Genomic DNA, 18344 nt, shown 5'->3' with positions numbered 1-18344 from the left:
CTACAGAACGTTTTGACAGCTTCGGCACCGCGGAGTCTTTGGCCAAGGCATGAAACAGCAAGGGAAAACAACCCTACGTTGATGGCGCGTTTGAAGCAATGGACAACAGATGGAAACGATCCTGCGCGTTGTTGTGAGCGTCGCTCACTATCGTGCACGCGGGCTCAGGGCGCTCACGGCGTGGATGCGAACGAGTCTGCTCTGCTACCGCGCTCGTATTCTCAGCCGGTATTGAAGAGGCGACTGGCCCGTCCAGCGCGTAAACGCGCGGGTGAAGTTCGCATGCTCGGAGTAGCCAAGAGCCAATGCGATCTGCGTTATCGTCAGGTTCGACTGTGTGAGCAGTTGCTTGGCGCGCCGTTCGCAGACGCGATCCAAAAGCCCGCGATAGCTGATCCCTTCGTCGTTGAGACTGCGCTGGAGAGTCCTGGTGCTCACACCGGCCAGTTGGGCGGTTCCGTCGAGATCGGTCTTGCCTTCCATGAGCCGCAACGTCGCCAAAGCGATGATCGAACGAAGCGGCTCCTGGAAATGCTGGATGGGGTCCTCGATCTCGAGGTCGGTGAGTGACACGGACTCTTGAGAGATAATTCGCCGCGCAGTCAGGCAGCTTGCAGGCATTGCGACGCCAACTCTGCCCGTGCCGAAGCGAATCGGCGACGGAAAGTGGCGTTCGATCTCGTTCGCATTGGCGTCTCGCGGATAGCAGAGCTCGAACCAAGACGGCCACCACTGAGAGCCGAGATAGAGCTGCAGGAAATACAGCAACGGGTAGAGCAAATGATCGGAATGCTGGGTGTTGGGATAGGTCGGACTGTGCGGGTAATGGCGGAGAACCACATGGGTTCCCTCGCGCTCCAAACGGACGATGGCGCCTGTGTGTTGAAAGCGTACGGAATCACACAACCGGTTCAAGGCGTCGATGAGAGTCGCGCCGGTGACAACGTATTTTGTCCATAGCCCATAGCTGGGATAGGGCATGCGACGTCCAACGTTCAGTCCGAAGTCTCGCGCGCCAATATGTTTGGCGGCATGTTCGAAGATGCCGACCATTGCCGTGTGCGGCAGATAGAGATCGTCCTGCTCCGCCGCGGCAGGCCCTAGGCCATGCTTGTTGAAAGCGCGATGCAGCGCGTGCTCGCCAGCGGTCTCTACGACCATCTGTGGCAGGGGCCCGAGCCCGGTGCTCCGGGTCACGGGTACGAGTCGACGTCGTGCCATGGTTCTCCCTCAGTGCATCGCGCAGCGATGCGCATGGCGCAATCGTTATTTGTAACGTTATGCGCGCCGTCTCGCTATGGCGATGCGACGCCTTGGCTCCGAAAATGGTTTGCTGGTGCGGTCGAACAAGGTGACGGCTAGGCCTGAATCACCGAAGCATGCGTGCGTTGCTGGACCTCGCGGCGATAGCTCAAGGGTGGCCGCCCGGTCCAGCGTGTAAACGCGCGGGTGAAGTTCGCATGCTCGGAGTACCCGAGCGACAGGGCGATCTCGGTGATGGTCATGTCCGTGTCGCGCAGGAGTTCAGTTGCGCGTCTCGAACGTACGAGCGCTAGGAGATCGCGATAGTTCATCCCGTCCACACCGAGATAGCGCTGCAGGGTGCGCACGCCAACGCCAACCATATGCGCAATTCCGTCGATATCGGTCTTCCCATCGCGAAGGCGCAAAGTGGCCATCGCCATGATCGTGCGTAGCGGATCTTGAAGGTAGGGGAGAGTCTCGGTGGCCTGGACGTCCTGAAACGTAATCGGATTGCGCAGCGCACCGGGCCCTTTCTGGTATAGGCAAGCGAGCGGCAACGCGACCCCGATGGCGTTCTGGCCGAAGCGCACCGGCGCCGGAAGCGCCTCCTCGATGACATGGGCCTCCGCATCGCGCGGATAATTCAGCTCGAACCAGGCTGGACGCCACGATATGCCAAGAAACGCCTGAATGGAGTGCAGCAATGGAAATACAAGATGATCCGCATGCTGAATATTTTTCTCAAACCGAACTCTTGGGCGATAACGCCAGAGCGCATAGTTGCCTTCTCGCTCCAGCGAGAAGTCGGCAAAGTTTTGGTGGAACTGGAGGGTCTTACGCGCGCGCGACATGCCCTCGCTCAGCGTCGGCGCCTGCGTACAGTACTGCACCCACAGACCGAAGGTGTGGAACCGCATCCTCTGGCCCACGTGGAGACCGAAGTCCCTGCGGCCAGCGCTTCTAGCCGCATGCTCGAACACGCCGACCATGGCCGGCTGAGGGACATACAGGTTGGGGTCGTCGATCGCCGAGAGGGGGAGTCCTTCTGCGTGAAAGGCCTTGTGAAGGGCTCGCTCGCTTTCCCATTCGGTAATGAGATGGGGCAGGGGGCCGAATCCGGCAGCCCGCGTTATCGGAACGACTGAATGTTGTGGCGCTATCGACACAGGATGGGCTCACCTGCTGACGCAGTGGGACACGCAGAGATAAACACGGATTTCTAAGGTCTGCTCGATCCGGGCGCAATAGGCCTTGGCCTCCCGGCCGTTCGCTAGTCGCCTCGTCCCGCCGGATCGGTATCGGTGTCCTTCGGCAGTCGCAGTGTGTAGATGGCCGCGGCAATGTTGAGAACCATCAGCGCTCCGATGGGCCACGCAACACCTTTTAGTCCGGCGAGCGCGCCGAGCAATGCGCCGAGTGCGACCGCCACCACGCCCGTGGTGACGTTCGCGACCGCGATGCAGTAGGGCCGCTCGTGCTCCTTGGCCCGGCCTAGCAGATACAGCGTCCGGCCGTTTTTCACGCCCTGAGCGCCGAGAGCGATCGCGACGAACACGAGCGCGTAGCAGAACAGCGTCGGCGGCACCGCACCGAATTCGATGCCCAGCGCCATCAGTCCGGCGCCGCAAGCGAGAAACGACGCGAGCACCATGATGCGTTCCACGGAGTGGCGCCCGATGCGGGCCCAGAGGAAGCCGCCCAGGAAGATCCCGATATTGGCCGCGATCACCAGCGTGTTCAGGCCGCTGATACTGTCCCCGTGAAAGGTCGCGGCATGGATGGAGAAGAACGGGATGGCCAGCTCGATCGACAGGTAAAGCGCCCGCGCTACGAGGAACTTCCCGAACCAGGGCAGCGCGAAGGCGATCCGGAAGTTCCCTGCGAGTTCCGAGACCATGCCGCCGCTCCCGGTGTCCACGGCCATGCTTGTCTTGGGCGGCTCGCGGACGGCAAGGACAACGACGGCCGCCAGGACGTAGAGCCCGACACCGAGCCAGATCAGTTCCTGGTGCGCTGCAAGGGAGGTGCTGGGCTGCAGCACTTGTTGCGCACCGTACGCCACGAGCACGACGATGATGCCCGCGATGCTCGACTGGATGAAGAGAAGGCGGCTGCGGCGCTCCTTGGGCAGCGCGCGGCCGATCAGGTCTTGGAAAGCCAGCCCATTTATGCCGGCGGCGGCGCCGAGAATGGCTGCGACGGCCAGGAAGATCGGCACGGCCCACCAGGGGGAGATGGCGCTGAAGGTCAGGCCGATCAGCACGATGGAAGCCGCCATCGTCAGCGTGGCGAGCTCGATGATCGGTGTGTTGGAGCGTGCGGTTCCGACGAAACGTGCCGCGAAAATCTGCGAGATGCGTTTTGCGAGCGTGTTGAGCGGCACGATAAGCCCCGCAAAGAAAATTGGCGCGCCGATGGTCGTATAGAGAAACGGCAAGACGAGCCCGACACTGGTCAGTTCGTTCGCCACTCCGCCCGAGACGCCTTGGCCCAGGAGCACGGCTTCGTTGCGTCTCATGCTTCCGGCGTCGGTTTCGCTCGTTGCTTCCGCCATGGTCCGTACGGGGCAGGCTGTGCTTGTTCGTTCGCAGGGTGGCCGGCAGCCTGGAGGACGCCCGCGAACATTACAAGGCAAGCGTGATGCTCGATGGCCCGTTCAGTCACATGCGTGCTTGCAGTGCCTTGCGGCAAGCGGCTAGGAAACGGTCTACAGTCTGTGCGCTGGAGATTCGGAACCGCCGAGTCGAAAGCGCGGCTAAATCGACAAGACCAGTTTGAGGGGCATCCGGACCGGCGGGATCAAACGCCGGACTAGCTGCGAGGCGATGACGAAATCCAGATACAAGCCCGGCGGGTTCGATCTCGCCGTCAGAAAGGCGCGTGCCGGCAAGGGGCTGTTCGCGAAGGAAGACATCCCGAAGGGTGCGTGCGTCACCGAATATTTCGGCCGCACGCTCACCCGGGAGGAAGAGTATACGAGCCGTAGCCGCTACCTGTTCGAGGTCACGAAAAAGAAGACGATCGATGGTTGGTACAAGGGCAATGTCGCGCGCTACATCAACCATTCCTGCAAGCCGAACTGCGAAGTCGAAGTCTACAAGAAGCGTGTCTGGGTTTTTTCAAAGCGCAAGATCAAAGCCGGCGAGGAGCTCGGCTACGATTACGGCAAATCCTATTTCGATGCGTTTCTGAAGCCCATCGGCTGCCGGTGCATGAAGTGCATGTCCGAGAAGCAATGGGCGAAGGTCGAGGCCAAAGAAGCGAAGAAGAAGCCTAAGAAAGAAAAGAAAAAGGCTTGAGGTCTCGGAGGATAGCGCGGGCCGCATTGTGGCCCGGCGCACCCGTAACGCCGCCCCCGGGATGGGCGCCCGACCCGCAGTGATATAGCCCCTCGACGGGACCGCGATAGGCGGCGTAGCCGAGAGCCGGCCGCGCGGAGAACAGCTGATTCAGCGACAGCTGACCGTGAAAGATGTCTCCCCCCGTGAGCCCGAATTCGCGCTCGAGGTCGAGCGGGCTCAAGACCTGTCGGTCCAATGACACTCTGCGCAAAGCCGGGCGCGTAGCGATCGACCGTCGCAAGGTCGGCCACCTCTCGCGCGCCTCATCCCAGGAACGGCCGCCGGGCAGGGAGGGCGCGACGTGCTGGCAGAACAGGCTGGCCACATGCGCCCCTTGTGGCGCCAAGGTCGGATCGATGGTGGACGGGATCAGCATCTCGACGATGGGTTCGCGGCTCCAGCCCTGCTCGCGCGCATCGGTGTAGGCGCGATGCATGTAGTCGAGACTGGGAGCGATGACGATTCCGGCCCCGAGATGATCGCCTGCGCCGGGTAGGCATTTGAAGTCCGGTAGCCGCGAAAGGGCGACATTCATACGGAACGTGCCCGAGCCGTATTTGAAGCGTTCCATGCGGGCCAGGAAATCGGGCGGCACGGCGGTCCTGGGCAGGAGCTGGGTGTAGAGGCGCTTGAGGGTCATGTTCGCGGCAACCGCGCGGCCCTTTACGACCCGTCCACCCTTGAGCACCGCGCCCGCGGCCCGTCCGTCCTCGATCAGCACTTCGCTGATCTCCGCGCCGGTCTCGATGTCAGCGCCGTGGGCGCGCGCGGCCTTGGCGATGGCCACGGAGATGGCGCCCATCCCGCCGATGGCATGTCCCCACAGGCCCTTCTTCCCATTCACCCTCCGCCGAACGGCGTGCTGCAGCAGCACATAGGCGGTGCCGGGGTCGAAGGGGCTCGCATAGGTGCCGACGATGGAGTCGAAGCCCAGCAGCGCCTTGATGGGCTCGCTCTCGAACCAGCGATCGAGGAAGTCCGCGGCCGACAGGGTGAAGAGATCAATCAGGTCTTGTTGGCCGCCGAGCCCAAGCCCGCTGAGCTGCTTGCCCAGGGCGGCGGTACGGGCGAGTTCCCGCAACGTGCCGAGGTTGAATCCGGTCGTGACATTCGGCGGAGGCTCGAGAACCAACGCACGCAGTGCGTCGGCGATACGCTCGAGATGGGCGCAGTAGTCGTCGTAGCGCTCGGCATCTCGCGTGCTGAATTTGGCGATCTCCGCTTTGATGCGGTCGTTGCCCGTCAGAAGATACTTGCCGTCGGACAGCGGCAGGAAATTCATCGCCGGGCGCTCGACGATTTGCAGGCCGTAACCGTGAAGATCGAGATCCGCGATCACTTTGGGATTCAGCAGGCTCACCGTGTAGGAGCAGACGGAATTGCGGAAACCGGGATGGAACTCTTCCGTCACGGCCGCTCCGCCGAGCCTATGCCGGCGCTCCAGGACTTTGACGCGGAGGCCCGCGCGCGCGAGATAGGCCGCGCAAACGAGCCCGTTGTGGCCGCCGCCGGCGATCACCGCATCGAAAACGTCTGAGGTGTTGCTCGCTGTGGCTGGCATCCGAACGATCCGGTCCTTTTCCGGCGGAGCGAGACAGGCGTGTCCCGGGCGCGCTATCTAGCTTACTGCACCAGGGCTGCCCGCAGGGACATTCGCAAGTTCGGGCCGCAGAGGGAACAGATGCCGGAACGGGACGAAAAGCCAGCCGACAGACCTGCGCGACGCCGCTCGCTGGCGGCCATGATCGGGCCCGGATTGCTGTTGGCGGCAACCGGCGTAGGGGCAGGCGACCTCGCCACCGGGAGTTTCGTCGGCGGCCTGCTCGGCACGGCGGTGTTGTGGGCCGTGGTGGTCGGCGCCGCGATGAAATTCGTGGTGACCGAGGGGCTGGCGCGATGGCAGATCGCGACGGGCGAAACGTTGATCGAAGGCGTGGCGGCGCGAGTCGGGCGCTGGGCACTGTGGCTGTTTCTGCCCTATCTGCTGCTGTGGTCGTTCTTCGTCGGCTCCGCGCTGATGAGCGCGACGGGCGCCACCCTCCACGCGATGGTGCCCGTCTTCTCTGAGGCCAAGACCGGCAAGATCGTCTTCGGGGCGATCGCGAGCCTTGTCGGACTGGTGATGGTCTGGTTCGGCGGCTACCGCCTGTTCGAGAACGTCATGCGCGTGTGCATCGGCGTGATGTTCACGACCGTCGTGCTCACGGCCATCATGTTGTGGCCCGGAACGGGCGCCGTCCTCGAAGGCCTGTTCGTACCGCGCATCCCGGAGGCAGGCGGCGCGGGCGTGACCTGGACGCTTGCGTTGATCGGCGGCGTGGGCGGTACGCTGACCGTGCTTTGCTACGGCTACTGGCTGCGCGAGGAGGGACGGGACACGCCTGAGGACTTGGCCCTGTGCCGTCTGGACCTGCTCACCGGCTATGCGATGACCGCGATCTTCGGGATCGCGATGGTGATCATCGGATCGAGCGTCACTATCGAGGGAAGCGGTGCGCAAATGCTGGTCATCCTCTCCGAGCGTCTCGACGATGTCATGGGCCCGGCAGGCAAGTGGTTGTTTCTCGCCGGCACGTTCGGCGCGGTCTTCTCGAGCCTTCTCGGCGTCTGGCAATGCGTGCCCTATCTGTTCGCCGACAGTTGGGCGCTTCTGACCGGCACGCGCGGTGAAGGCACGAAGATCGACACGAACTCGAGGCCCTATCGCGCCTTTCTCGTGGTTATCGCCATCGTGCCGATGGTCGGACTGTTCTGGCGGTTTCGCGATGTGCAGATGTTCTATGCGGTGATCGGCGCTTGGCTGTTCCCGGTCCTTGCGCTCACCCTGCTGATCTTCAATGGGCGCCGCGGCTGGGTCGGCGCGCAGTTCGCGAACCGGCCCGCAACGGTCTTGGCGCTCGGCGTCGTGCTCGCCTTCTTCAGCTATCTCGGCCTCAGGCCATATCTCGGCTGAACCTACGCAAAAAAAATGGGGCGGCGTCTCGTGGGCTAGACGCCGCCCCGTTGCCAGGGGGATGGGGAGATCCCTGGACTTAAGGGGAATCGACCAGGACGACTTCCGAGTCGTCGATCGCTTTGACCGTCACCACGGTCTCGTTGGTTATCGCGACGCCGTCGCGGCTATTCGCGACGATACCGTTCACTTCGATCTTGCCGACGGCCGCCACCAGATAGGCGTGCCGCCGTGTGCCCATGCGGTACTCGACGGTCTCGCCGGCCTTGAGCGCCGCGCCGAGCACGCGCGCCTCGGCGCGGATCGGCAGTGCTTCCGTGTCGCCCTCGAAGCCCGAGGCGAGCGGGACGAACTCGCCCGCGCGCTGCGTCCGAGGGAAGGGCTTGGTGCCCCAGGACGGGGTGCCGCCTTCGACGCCCGGCTCGATCCAGATCTGAAACACGGTCGTCGGTTCGTCCTCGAAGTTGTACTCCGCATGGCGAATGCCTCGGCCCGCGCTCATGACCTGCACGTCGCCGGCTTCCGTGCGCCCGCGATTGCCGAGATTGTCCTCATGGGTGATCGCGCCGTTCCGCACATAGGTGATGATCTCCATCTCCCGATGCGGGTGGGGCGGGAAGCCCGTGTTCGGTGCGATCTCGTCGTCGTTCCAGACGCGTAAAGCGCCGTGGTTCACGCGCTCCGGGTCGAAATAGCGCGCGAAGGAAAAGTGATGGTTGGCTTTGAGCCAACCGTGATCCGCGCGCCCCAGTGTCTCGAAGGGCCTGATTTCAATCATCGGAACCTCCTGTTCTGTCCGTTCAGTTCTAGGCGGCGATGCCGCCATCCACGTTCAATGTCGCCCCGGTGATGTACGAGGCCTGCGGCCCTGCCAGAAAAGCGACTGCGGCAGCAACCTCGTCGGCCGTGCCGTAGCGGCCCAGGGCTGTACTCGCGCTGAGAGTCTCCGCCAGCTCGTTGTCCTTTGGGCTCATGTCCGTATCTATGGGACCCGGCTGCACGGTGTTGACAGTGATGCCGCGCGGACCGAGATCGCGCGCCCAGCCGCGGGTATAGGCGGAGACGGCGCCCTTGGTCGCCGAGTAGTCCGCCATGCCGGCCCAAGGCGACATCTCACCGGCGATCGAGCCGATCGAGATGATGCGTCCGCCGTCGGCCATGAGCGGCGCCACGGCCCGCACGGCCGTAGCCACGCCGTGAACGTTGACGTCGAACATGCGGTCGAGCTCGCCGACGTTGTTGGCGCGGTCATGGACCTGGCCCATGACGAACACGCCGGCATTGTTCACGAGAATATCCACCCGCCCGAAATGGGAGACCACGGCCGCGACAAGGCCGCTCACCTCATCGGTGTTTGCCTGGTCGGCCTTGAACGCCTTGGCGCGCACGCCGAAACCCTTGAGTTCCTCGACCACCGCTTCCGCGCGGTCCTTGGACGCCGCAAAGCTGATGGCAACGTCGGCGCCGTCCTTGGCCAGCGCCCGGGCGATCGCAGCGCCGATGCCGCGCGAGCCGCCGGTGACGAGGGCGACCTTCCCCTCAAGCATTTTCGACATGGTCCAAATACTCCGCTGAAATTATGTAACGAACGCTACATAAGTATCTGGACCAGCGGCGTCAAGGGAATTATATAACGTGCACTATAAATTGTGGAGGTGCTAGGGATCGGTACTTTAGAAGGAGCGCGAATCGTGGCCGCAGGCCGTCCGAGAACCTTTTGCAAAAACCAGGCGTTAGACCGGGCGCTCGAGGTTTTCTGGCGACAGGGCTTCGAGGGCGCAAGCATCTGCGACCTGACGGAGGCCATGGGAATCAATCCCCCGAGCCTCTATGCCGCCTTCGGCAACAAGGAGCAGCTGTTCCGGCAGGCGCTGGATCGCTATGCCGAGGTTCATGCCGAGCGGCGCACGGCGATGCTCGCCGCGCCGACGGCCCGCGAAGCTATCAAAACGCTTCTTCGGGAGGCGGCCCGGAACCTTACCGACAAATCGAGCCCCATCGGCTGTCTCTACGTTCAGGCGATTGCTGGAGCGGGTGAGCATGCCGCCTGCCTCCGCGAGATGCTCAAGACGAAAGTTGAGCAAGGCGAGCGGCAAATCCTAGAGCGGCTGGAGCGGGCGAAGGCCGAAGGCGAGTTGCCGCAGGACGCCGATGCCGAGGGCTTGGTGCGCTTCATCTCGACGGTGGTGCAAGGCATGTCGGTTCAGGCCGCCGCCGGCGCGAGCCGCAAGGACTTGGAGCGCGTGGCCGACATGGCTCTCGGAGCATGGCCTGCCTGATTGCGAGGCGCCGGTCGCCGTCCTGCCCCATCGAACTTGTATTCTTGTGTGTCGCAGAGGGCCTTAGACGCGGGATCGGATCATGGGCCGCATTCGGACAAGTGTCGCCTTAGCGGTCGTTCTGGGCTCCAGCGCGCTCCCGGCCCAAGCGGCCGGCGAACCAGCGGCTGCGGTGGCCGCCGGCATCAAGGCCGCTGCCGTCGTTACGGCGGGGCCGCGTCCCTTCGTTGAAATCGTGTGTCCCTATATGCAGCAGCAGGCCGAGCAGCGCGGGCTGCCGCCCATGCCCTTCGTGCGCCTCATCTGGCGCGAGAGCCATTTCAACCCCAACGCGGTCAGCCCCAAGGGCGCGCAAGGCATCGCTCAGTTCATGCCGTCCACGGCGGCACGGCGCGGGCTCGACGATCCGTTCGAGCCGATCGCGGCGATCAAGCACTCGGCGAGCCTTCTGTCCGATCTCAGCCGGCTGTTCGGCAATTTCGGCCTGGCGGCCGCGGCATACAATGCAGGCGAAGAGCGCGTGCAAGGGTGGCTCGACGGCACCCGGACGCTGCCCGGCGAGACTCAGGCTTACGTGCGGTTCGTCACGGGCCGCTTGGCCGAAGACTGGAAAGAGGAGGGGGCCGTGTTGCCTGCGGCGCTCAGCATCGAGGGCGATGTGGTCCAGGACTCGTGCAAGAAGCTCGCGCCGCTGGTGGTGCGTGCGTTCGCCGACACAAGCCCGCTTACGGCCAGTGCGCGCTGGCGCCCCTGGGGCGCGCAAGTGTCGGTGGCTTTCTCCAAGTCGAAAGCTCTCTCGAAATATGCCCGGTTGAAGCGGACCTATGGCAGCGCGTTGGGAGAGGCGGATCCTTACGTCTTCCCCAAACGCAATCGCAGCCGGGGACGGCGGCCGCTCTACATGGTGCAAATCGGCGCGAGCAGCCGCAGCGAGGCCCAAGACGTTTGCGCCGCCCTCCGGCGGGAAGGCGGCGCTTGCATCGTCACGAAGAACTAGCGGCTCTTAGAACGAGATGGACGTATTGGCCCAAAGCGTTCCGTTGCGCTCGAGCTGGTAGCCGTTCACATCTTCGTCCACCGGCTGCAGCCACTCGGCCGAGAACCGCAGGCCCTTGAGGGCTCCGCTCGGCACCACCGTGTTGATGCCGAAGCCGATGTCCCAATACGTGCCGCCGTAGTTGTACTGAAGGTCGGGCGGGCTCGAATGGTTATGCGGGCCGTTGTAGTGGCCTTCGATCTGACCCTCGTCGGTATAGAGACCGCGAACGGAGGCCGAGATCCAGTCGGCGAAGCGATAGCTGCCCCAGCCTGTGGCTTGGAACACATTGCCGAGCCGGTAGCCGGAATCGTTCTCCTCTTCCATGCGCACGACGCCGAGAACCTGCGCGCCCCAGGCGAAGCGATCCGCACGGCCCGTGTAGGTGATGCTGGGCAGGAAGTCCCAGGTGCCGGAGCCCGGCTGCATCATGTAGTGGGTGAAGACCCCGTTCGTCTTCTTGTCCACCGAGCCGGTCGGCGCGCTGAACATCGGCGAGAACATCAGATGGTAGCCCGGACCCTCAGCAATGCGGAGTTCGGGACCGAAGATCGTGTCGCCCCATCCGTCCGTGCCGTGCGTGTGGGCGCCGCTATGAGCGTGGGTGCCGTGGTCCATCATCTCGCTCATGTCGTCGTCCATGCTCATGTCCATGCCGCCATGGCTCATGCCGCTATGGCCCATATGGCTGGCGTTCGATTTCAGAGGCCGCATGGTCATGTCGTGGGTCATGTACATCGGCATCACCATCAGGGTCATCCAGTCGGTGGGCGCGTACATGATGTCCAGCATGTACATGTTCATGGACATGCTGCCGGGCGCCATCGAGCACTTATGGTCGCCGCAGCCGTGATCGATGACCATCTGATCGCCGGCTTTGCTCCCGCCGTGCAGGATGTCGCCGCTTTCGCTCGAATACGCGTAGCGGAAACCGACCATCCATTCGCCGGCCTTGTGCATGTGGTCGAACATGACGCCGGCCGGTGCGTGCGTGTCCGGGAGCGGGCCTGTGGCGGGGCCGTGATCGGAATCGGCGCGTGCAAGGCCCGGCGCCGAGACGACCCCCAAGGCGATACAGAGACCGAGCGCCGGAACCTGCCGGCGTGGAAAAGAGATTTTCATTGATACCCCCCTCAGAGAGCCGGTTGCTGCCGGACATCTCTGGTTTTGCGTTGTCTGCGTAGTCGGGTGCGACGGCCACACTCCGCGTGCCTGGCGAAGGGCGCGCGAAGACGGACGTCACAGCGATGGAAGAATTCCGGACTTACGCGAGGGGTGGGGCGCGCGGCTGACTCTCGGTCAGTGCGCCAGCGTCATAAAACGCAGGGCCACTGGCCGTTTCGACTGCGGACAGGACCGCAGTATGCGGCGTCAGCAGATAGGCAAACGCGCCGAGACCCGTACCACCACACATCCCGCCGCAGCCTTGGCGGCAGCTCATGTGGCAGCATTGGCAATCGGCGCTGTTCTGGCTCTGCTTCTGCTCGTCCGGCGCGAAGGTTCCGGGCGGAACCGCACTCGCCGTACGCGTGGTGCAGATGATGCCGGCAGTGTCGGATCCCGTGGCCAGCATGGCCGCATGGGCGGTCGACGACATCGGAATCACCAGCGACTGGAGCAGCAAGCCCCAGATCATGATGAGTCCAATTAAGTCCCGTTCCTTACGGAGCCAGCGCATCGGAGTCCTTGAGTTTCTCGCCATTCCCGTCAACAAAGACAACGCGAATGGAGTATGGCTATTCGCCAAGTTTGAAGTGTTGATTTAACGCAATATTTGAGCACCCGTCCACTTTCTTAAGGTTGCGTCGAATCCGCTGGGGAGGCCTATTGGCGATGATCACGATCTACGAGGCCCGTGAGGGGAAACTTACACCCCAGACCGGTCTGCCACGGGCGACCGATGAGGCCGTATGGATCGACCTCCTCAACCCGACCACGGAAGAGGAACACATCATCGAACAGGCTCTCGGGATTGACGTCCCGACCCGGGAGGAACTGCAGGAAATCGAGGCCAGCAGCCGTCTCTACCAGGAAGACGGCGCCTTCTTCATGACGGCGACGCTCGTGTTCAAAGGCGGCGGCAGCGAGGCCCAGATCACGCCGGCGACGTTCATTTTGGCCGGCAACCGGCTCCTGACCGTGCGCTACGCCGAGCCCGGCGCTTTCGCCTTCTTTCTCACGCGCTGCAACAGACAGGAACTGGATCTAAACAGAGGCTGCATGGTCCTGATTGGCCTGTTGGAGGCCGTGGTCGATCGCCTGGCCGACTTCATCGAGCAGATCCAGGGGCAGGTGGAGCATTTGTCGCGGTCGGTCTTCAAGAAACGGGATCCGGCCCTCAAGCGTCAGCACCGCTACGATGTCGTGCTGCAGGACATCGGCCACGAGGGGGAGGTCGTCTCGAAGGTGCGGGAGAGCTGCTACTCCCTCGGCCGCCTCCTGACGTATCTTGCCTATGCGGTCAACGAACGGAAAGAAGGCAAGATCGTCTCCTCGCGGGTGCGCGCGGCCGTGCGCGACGTCAACTCCCTGACGGACCACGCCACATTCTTGTCGGGCAAGATCGTGTTTCTGCTCGATGCGACGCTGGGCATGATCCAGATCCAACAGAACGACATTATTAAAATCTTCTCGGTTGCAGCCGTCGTGTTCCTGCCACCGACATTGATTGCATCGATCTACGGGATGAATTTCCACGATATGCCGGAACTTGGCTGGGTACTTGGGTACCCGGTTGCCCTCGGCATGATGGTCCTGTTTGCGATACTCCCTTATCTTTATTTCAAGCATAAAGGCTGGCTGTAGAGATTGGGGTTGCACTGCGGCATCGCTAACGCCACATTCGGGGCTAAGCGGATGTTTGTGGTCATAATTTCTTTGAAGTGCTCGTGCACAGATAGTGCCCGCAAGTCCAGACACCCGAACCCCTGGATAGGAGGAAGGATGACTCGTCTGATCGTTTCCGGATTTCTCACGGCGTTCTGCGCCGCCGCCGTCTTTGCGCCTGCGACCGCGAGCGCTGGTCCCGCCGGGCTGACAGTCCCGACGGCCAAGAACGGTATGGTGCAGGAAGTCGGCTGGCGCCGCCGCAATCGCGAGACGGTGGTCGATGCCCCGACAACGTCCGTTCGTACGAGCGATGCCGAGACCGATGTCCGCGCACCGTTTACGGATGTGAAGACAAGCCGCCGTGGCACTTGGGTGCGCGCGCCGTTCGTCAATCTGTTCGTGCCGAAGTAAGCGTCGCGCAACAGACGTCAACGATTTTCGAAAACGCGGGAGGCTTGCCTCCCGCGTTTTCTTTTTTTGTGCCCTATCGCCTAGCGGCTACTTGAGGGCTTGCGTGTGTGCCCTATCGCGCTTCGCGCTACTTGAGCGCTAAAGCAGCGCCGACAGGGTGAGGCTCGCGCCCGCGCAGATCGCCAGCGTGGTGAGAATGCCGAGCCGTGCTCCGAAAATCAGGAGGGCGGCAAGACCTGCGAGAAGCGCGGCGTCCCACTGAAAGCTCGCAAGCTCGGGCGTCCATAGCCGCAAGGGACCGGCATCCGTCGCCGTCACCGTCTTGAAAATGACGTGCAGCGCAAACCACAGGCTCAGGTTCAAAATTACACCGACCACGGCCGCGGTGACACCGCGCAGCGCGCCGGCGAGTTTCGGGTTGGCGCGCAGCTGCTCCACGTAGGGCGCGCCCGTGAAGATCCACAAGAAGCACGGGGCGAAAGTGGCCCAAAGGGTCACGGCCGCGCCGAGGAGCCCGTAGGCAAGGGCCGGCTGCCCTCCATGGCGATAGGCGCCGAGAAAGCCGACGAACTCGGTAACGAGGATCAAGGGTCCGGGCGTCGTTTCCGCGAGGCCGAGCCCGTCCAGCATTTCGGGCGCGCTCAGCCAGCCATAAGTCTCGACGGCCTGTTGCGCCATATAGGCGAGCACCGCATAGGCCCCGCCAAACGTCACCACGGCGAGCTTCGAGAAGAACACCGAGAGGTCCGTGAAGACCTGCGGGAAGGCGAGGCTCACGGCGACGAGCGGCACAATCCAGACGGCAAGCCAGAGGCAGGCCGTTCGCAGCGTTTGCCGAAGGGTGACGGGGTCGGTGTCGAGTGCTGTCGTATCGGCGGATGGGATGCTCTCAGGCGCAAAGCGCGCGAGGAGATAGCCGGCCAGTGCTGCCACTGCGACAATAATGGGGAACGGCACCGCGAAAAAGAAGATGGCGATGAACGCGAGCGCGGCGATCGCCCAGGCATGCGCGCCGTGGAGGGCGCGCTTGGCCACTTTCAGCAAGGCGTCGACGACGATCACGAGCACGGCCGTTTTGATGCCGACAAAGGCCGCTTCCACCACCGGCGCTTGGCCGTACCACGCATAGGCGATGGAGAGGGCGAGGACGACGGCGGCGCCGGGGAGGACAAAGAGCAGCCCGGCGACGAGGCCGCCGAGTGTACCGTTCAGCCGCCAGCCGACATACGTCGCGAGCTGCATGGCCTCGGGTCCCGGCAGTAGCATGCAGAAGTTCAGCGCATGGAGGAATCGTTCGTGGCCGATCCAGCCGCGCTCTTCGACGAGTTCGCGGTGCATGAGCGCGATCTGTCCGGCTGGGCCGCCGAACGACGTGACGCCGATCTTGGTCCACACCGGCAGGGCCTCGCCCAATGTCGGTGAGGGTGCGCGACCGGGCGTGGCCTCGGGCATGTCTGCAGGGCTGGTGTCCATGCGGTCTTCCTTTGGCCTCTCCTAGCAGGGGACGGGGGCGCTCGCCACAAGCGGCGTTAGCCAGGCGCGCATCGGCGTGATAGGCAGATTCAGTGAGGGCAGAGGGTACGCGAGAGATATGACAGAGGCGCAGCTTATTCAGGTAACGGTGTTTTTGGCCGCTGCCGCGATTGCCGCGCCGCTGGGACGCTATCTCGGCATTGGCGCCGTGCTTGGCTATCTCGCCGCCGGCGTCGTCATCGGACCCTATGTGCTGGGGCCGCTCTACGCCCTCGACCATGTGGAGAAGGTCCTCAAGTTCGGCGAATTCGGCGTCGTCCTGCTGTTGTTCGTGATCGGCCTTGAGCTGCGCCCCATGCGTCTGTGGGCCATGCGGTCGGCCATCTTCGGGCTCGGCGCGGCGCAGCTCGTCGTGACCGGCTTCGTTCTTGCGGGCATCGGCCTTGCGTTCGGGCTCGCGACCGGGCAGGCGCTGTTCGTCGGTCTGGCCTTGTCGCTCTCGTCCACCGCCTTCGCCTTGCAGGTTCTGGAGGAGAAAGGCGAGCTGAGACCCGCCCATGGACGGCTCGCCTTCTCGATCCTGCTGTTCCAGGATCTCGCCGCGATCCCGCTGATCGCTCTCGTGCCGCTCTTCGCACTCGGCAGTGGCGAAGAACCCACGATGGATCTCGGCAGTGCGGGCTTGGCCATCCTCACCATCGCCGGCGTTATCGTCGTCGGCCGGTTTCTGTTGAGCCGGCTCTATCGGCTCGTCGCTAAGGTGGGGGTGCGCGAGGCCATGACGGCGACCGCGCTCCTGACCGTCGTCGGCGTGGCCTTGCTGATGGAAGAGGTGGGGTTGTCCGCGGCGCTGGGCTCGTTCATTGCCGGCGCGCTCCTTGCCGACTCCGAGTACCGCCATCAGATCGAGGCGGATATCGCGCCGTTCGAGGGTCTGCTGCTGGCCGTGTTCTTCATGGCCGTGGGTATGTCCATCGACCTGTCGGTTCTCGTGGCCCGGCCCGGCGCGCTGCTTCTCATCGTGGCGGTGCTGATCGCCGTGAAGTTCGCGGTTCTGTTCGGGCTTGGCCGCTGGTGGGGCCTGACGAACGCGCCGTCGCGGCGGCTCGGGATTGTGCTGAGCCAGGGCGGCGAGTTCGCATTCGTGCTGTTTTCGGTCGGCCTCGTCGAAGGAGTGATCGACCGCGAAACGGCGGGGCTCCTGACGTTGGCGGTCACGCTCTCCATGGCGGCGACGCCGCTGCTGCTGGTCGCGGACGACATGTTCCTGCGGGCGAGGAAAAGCGCGGCGCCGGATTACGAGATCCCGCCGGACGATGAGAAGCATGTCATCATCGCCGGGTTTGGGCGTTTCGGGCAGATCGTCGCGCGCGTCCTGCGCGCCCGGCATATTCCGTTTACGGCGCTCGACAAGTCCATTGCGCAGGTCGATTTCGTCAAGCGCTTCGGCGCCAATATCTACTATGGCGATGCGGGGCGTATCGACATCCTGCGTGCGTCAGGTGCCGGCAAGGCAAGCGCCTTCGTGCTGGCGATCGACGATGTGGACGCATCGCTCCGTGTGGCGGAGATCGTCCGGGAGAACTTTCCCGACCTTCCCATCTATGCCCGCGCCCGCGACCGTATTCACGTCCACAAGCTCGTGGATCTCGGCGTCACCATTATCGAACGCGAGACATTTCTCGCGGCATTGAGCCTGACGTCCGAGCTTCTGCGCGGGCTCGGGCTGAAGCCCAACGAAGCCAAACGCCTCATCGAGACGTTCAAGACCCATGACGAGGCGCGGCTCTTCAACGAGTACCAGGACTATACGGATCGGGAGAAGATGCGTGCGAATGCCCTGTCGGCCGCCGTCGAGTTGGAAGACCTGTTCGCGAAAGACATGGAGGCGCTGGAGAACGGTGGCGCTAGCGATGGGCGTTCAGATGATCGAGGATCATCTGATTGAGCTTGGCCGGATGGGTGAACGGGCTCATATGGCCCGCGCCCTTGAGCGTCTCGATTGCCGCATTGGGGAGCGTCTTGCTCAAGAGCTCGGTCACCGCGCGCGTCGGCGGCGGCGTTTTGGATCCCATGATCAGGAGAGTCGGGGCGGTGATTTCCGCATAGTCCATCGTTGTGCTGTTCGCATCGAGGGCGATGGAGAATTCGAGCGCGACCTTCGGGATTGTCGCGGCAATGGCGCTCTTGAAGCGGTCGGGCGCAAGCCACCAGCGCCATCGTCCGAGCCAGTAGCTCATGAAAGCTCCGGCGGCTTTCTTGTCGTCGCCCTTCGCCACGGGATCCAGAACGGCGACGCCGAGCTTCTCCACGTCCTGCCATTCGGGCAGGTCTTCCAGGCGAAGCAGGTGGAACGAGACGGGTTCGACCAGCGTGAGGCTCTTGACCTTGTCTTTCAGCGTGCGCGCCGCTTCGAGCGCCAGCGCCGCGCCGTAGGAATGGCCGACGAGATGCAGCGGCGCTTCGGCCGTTTCGGCAACGGCAAGCAAGGCCTCGACATCCGCTTCGATCGAGAAGGGCTCTTCCGCTGGCCACGGTCCGGACTGCCCGTACCCGATGAAATCGGGCGCGAGGACATGCCAGTCCTCCACCAGCGCTTCGATCAGCGGGGCCCATTCCCTGTGAGACGCCGCGGAGCAATGGCCGAGCAGCACCGTCGGCCCTTCGCCCTCGTCGAGATAGGCAATCTCCACATTGCCGGATTCCAGAATGTTCACGCGCCGCCCCTCATCTGCCGCCCCGATCATTAGCGGGCAGGGCGATTCGCGTCTACCGCC

The 18344-nt window shown here is 63.5% G+C and carries 16 protein-coding genes and 1 pseudogene; 7 read left to right on the top strand and 10 right to left on the bottom strand.

Going from position 1 to position 18344, the window contains the following annotated elements:
• Positions 1-204: 204 nt before the first annotated feature.
• The 3 genes from AUC70_RS01285 to AUC70_RS01275 all read right to left on the bottom strand — a co-directional run bounded on the left by AUC70_RS01285 (position 205) and on the right by AUC70_RS01275 (position 3763).
• Positions 205-1221, bottom strand: coding sequence for a helix-turn-helix domain-containing protein (locus tag AUC70_RS01285; protein ID WP_083241133.1), 1017 nt, complete (start codon positions 1219-1221; stop codon positions 205-207).
• Between the two features lie 137 nt (positions 1222-1358).
• A complete protein-coding gene (locus tag AUC70_RS01280) occupies positions 1359-2411 on the bottom strand; it encodes a helix-turn-helix domain-containing protein (RefSeq protein WP_083241132.1) in 1053 nt (350 codons plus the stop codon).
• A 104-nt stretch (positions 2412-2515) separates the two neighbouring features.
• Positions 2516-3763: a hypothetical protein gene (locus tag AUC70_RS01275; RefSeq protein WP_141701884.1), complete on the bottom strand. Its 1248-nt coding sequence runs from the start codon at positions 3761-3763 to the stop codon at positions 2516-2518.
• A 307-nt stretch (positions 3764-4070) separates the two neighbouring features.
• On the opposite strand from AUC70_RS01275, the gene AUC70_RS01270 reads away from it, so the two are divergent.
• On the top strand, positions 4071-4544 hold the full coding sequence (locus AUC70_RS01270; protein WP_069443221.1) for an SET domain-containing protein: 474 nt from the start codon (positions 4071-4073) through the stop codon (positions 4542-4544).
• Here AUC70_RS01270 and AUC70_RS01265 read toward each other — a convergent pair.
• Positions 4519-6147, bottom strand: a pseudogene (locus tag AUC70_RS01265) (phytoene desaturase family protein). The gene AUC70_RS01270 and the pseudogene AUC70_RS01265 sit on opposite strands and share 26 nt — an antisense overlap.
• Positions 6148-6267: 120 nt before the next feature.
• Here AUC70_RS01265 and AUC70_RS01260 point away from each other — a divergent pair.
• Positions 6268-7539, top strand: a complete 1272-nt coding sequence (locus AUC70_RS01260) for an Nramp family divalent metal transporter (protein WP_069443220.1) — start codon at positions 6268-6270, stop codon at positions 7537-7539.
• Between the two features lie 79 nt (positions 7540-7618).
• On the opposite strand, the gene AUC70_RS01255 is transcribed toward AUC70_RS01260, so the two are convergent.
• Both AUC70_RS01255 and AUC70_RS01250 read right to left on the bottom strand, forming a co-directional pair.
• On the bottom strand, positions 7619-8317 hold the full coding sequence (locus tag AUC70_RS01255) for a pirin family protein (protein ID WP_069443219.1): 699 nt from the start codon (positions 8315-8317) through the stop codon (positions 7619-7621).
• A 28-nt stretch (positions 8318-8345) separates the two neighbouring features.
• Positions 8346-9095 (bottom strand): SDR family NAD(P)-dependent oxidoreductase, encoded by a 750-nt coding sequence (locus tag AUC70_RS01250; protein ID WP_069443218.1) that lies wholly within the window; start codon positions 9093-9095, stop codon positions 8346-8348.
• 93 nt (positions 9096-9188) lie between these two features.
• Here AUC70_RS01250 and AUC70_RS01245 point away from each other — a divergent pair, with 93 nt between their 5' ends.
• Both AUC70_RS01245 and AUC70_RS01240 read left to right on the top strand, forming a co-directional pair.
• Positions 9189-9818, top strand: a complete 630-nt coding sequence (locus tag AUC70_RS01245; protein WP_342021937.1) for a TetR/AcrR family transcriptional regulator — start codon at positions 9189-9191, stop codon at positions 9816-9818.
• Positions 9819-9900: 82 nt separating this feature from the next.
• Positions 9901-10815 (top strand): lytic transglycosylase domain-containing protein, encoded by a 915-nt coding sequence (locus tag AUC70_RS01240; RefSeq protein WP_069443216.1) that lies wholly within the window; start codon positions 9901-9903, stop codon positions 10813-10815.
• 6 nt (positions 10816-10821) lie between these two features.
• On the opposite strand, the gene AUC70_RS01235 is transcribed toward AUC70_RS01240, so the two are convergent.
• A complete protein-coding gene (locus tag AUC70_RS01235) occupies positions 10822-11976 on the bottom strand; it encodes a transporter (protein ID WP_069443215.1) in 1155 nt (384 codons plus the stop codon).
• Positions 11977-12118: 142 nt separating this feature from the next.
• Positions 12119-12532 (bottom strand): hypothetical protein, encoded by a 414-nt coding sequence (locus AUC70_RS16575; protein WP_141701882.1) that lies wholly within the window; start codon positions 12530-12532, stop codon positions 12119-12121.
• Positions 12533-12687: 155 nt separating this feature from the next.
• On the opposite strand from AUC70_RS16575, the gene AUC70_RS01225 reads away from it, so the two are divergent.
• Positions 12688-13659, top strand: coding sequence for a magnesium transporter CorA family protein (locus AUC70_RS01225; protein ID WP_069443213.1), 972 nt, complete (start codon positions 12688-12690; stop codon positions 13657-13659).
• A 138-nt stretch (positions 13660-13797) separates the two neighbouring features.
• Positions 13798-14094 (top strand): hypothetical protein, encoded by a 297-nt coding sequence (locus AUC70_RS01220; protein ID WP_069443212.1) that lies wholly within the window; start codon positions 13798-13800, stop codon positions 14092-14094.
• Positions 14095-14232: 138 nt separating this feature from the next.
• Here AUC70_RS01220 and chrA read toward each other — a convergent pair whose 3' ends face one another.
• Positions 14233-15567: a chromate efflux transporter gene (gene chrA / locus AUC70_RS01215; protein ID WP_244505448.1), complete on the bottom strand. Its 1335-nt coding sequence runs from the start codon at positions 15565-15567 to the stop codon at positions 14233-14235.
• Between the two features lie 118 nt (positions 15568-15685).
• Between chrA and AUC70_RS01210 the strand changes: the two genes are divergently transcribed.
• Positions 15686-17515, top strand: a complete 1830-nt coding sequence (locus AUC70_RS01210; RefSeq protein WP_069443210.1) for a monovalent cation:proton antiporter-2 (CPA2) family protein — start codon at positions 15686-15688, stop codon at positions 17513-17515.
• Here the strand turns inward: AUC70_RS01210 and AUC70_RS01205 are convergent.
• A complete protein-coding gene (locus tag AUC70_RS01205) occupies positions 17475-18284 on the bottom strand; it encodes an alpha/beta fold hydrolase (protein WP_158007320.1) in 810 nt (269 codons plus the stop codon). The genes AUC70_RS01210 and AUC70_RS01205 overlap by 41 nt on opposite strands.
• Positions 18285-18344 lie beyond the last annotated feature (60 nt).

The sequence above is a fragment of the Methyloceanibacter stevinii genome (genome assembly GCF_001723355.1).
Lineage (GTDB): Bacteria > Pseudomonadota > Alphaproteobacteria > Rhizobiales > Methyloligellaceae > Methyloceanibacter > Methyloceanibacter stevinii.
This window is presented reverse-complemented; position numbering and strand designations above follow the sequence as displayed.

Bases quoted from the DNA above. Each gene is read 5' to 3' on its own strand.
- AUC70_RS01285 (WP_083241133.1), bottom strand. From the start codon at position 1,221: ATGGCACGACGTCGACTCGTACCCGTGACCCGGAGCACCGGGCTCGGG.
- AUC70_RS01275 (WP_141701884.1), bottom strand. From the start codon at position 3,763: ATGAGACGCAACGAAGCCGTGCTCCTGGGCCAAGGCGTCTCGGGCGGA.
- AUC70_RS01270 (WP_069443221.1), top strand. From the start codon at position 4,071: ATGACGAAATCCAGATACAAGCCCGGCGGGTTCGATCTCGCCGTCAGA.
- AUC70_RS01260 (WP_069443220.1), top strand. From the start codon at position 6,268: ATGCCGGAACGGGACGAAAAGCCAGCCGACAGACCTGCGCGACGCCGC.
- AUC70_RS01255 (WP_069443219.1), bottom strand. From the start codon at position 8,317: ATGATTGAAATCAGGCCCTTCGAGACACTGGGGCGCGCGGATCACGGT.
- AUC70_RS01250 (WP_069443218.1), bottom strand. From the start codon at position 9,095: ATGTCGAAAATGCTTGAGGGGAAGGTCGCCCTCGTCACCGGCGGCTCG.
- AUC70_RS01240 (WP_069443216.1), top strand. From the start codon at position 9,901: ATGGGCCGCATTCGGACAAGTGTCGCCTTAGCGGTCGTTCTGGGCTCC.
- AUC70_RS01235 (WP_069443215.1), bottom strand. From the start codon at position 11,976: ATGAAAATCTCTTTTCCACGCCGGCAGGTTCCGGCGCTCGGTCTCTGT.
- AUC70_RS16575 (WP_141701882.1), bottom strand. From the start codon at position 12,532: ATGCGCTGGCTCCGTAAGGAACGGGACTTAATTGGACTCATCATGATC.
- AUC70_RS01225 (WP_069443213.1), top strand. From the start codon at position 12,688: ATGATCACGATCTACGAGGCCCGTGAGGGGAAACTTACACCCCAGACC.
- AUC70_RS01220 (WP_069443212.1), top strand. From the start codon at position 13,798: ATGACTCGTCTGATCGTTTCCGGATTTCTCACGGCGTTCTGCGCCGCC.
- chrA (WP_244505448.1), bottom strand. From the start codon at position 15,567: ATGGACACCAGCCCTGCAGACATGCCCGAGGCCACGCCCGGTCGCGCA.
- AUC70_RS01210 (WP_069443210.1), top strand. From the start codon at position 15,686: ATGACAGAGGCGCAGCTTATTCAGGTAACGGTGTTTTTGGCCGCTGCC.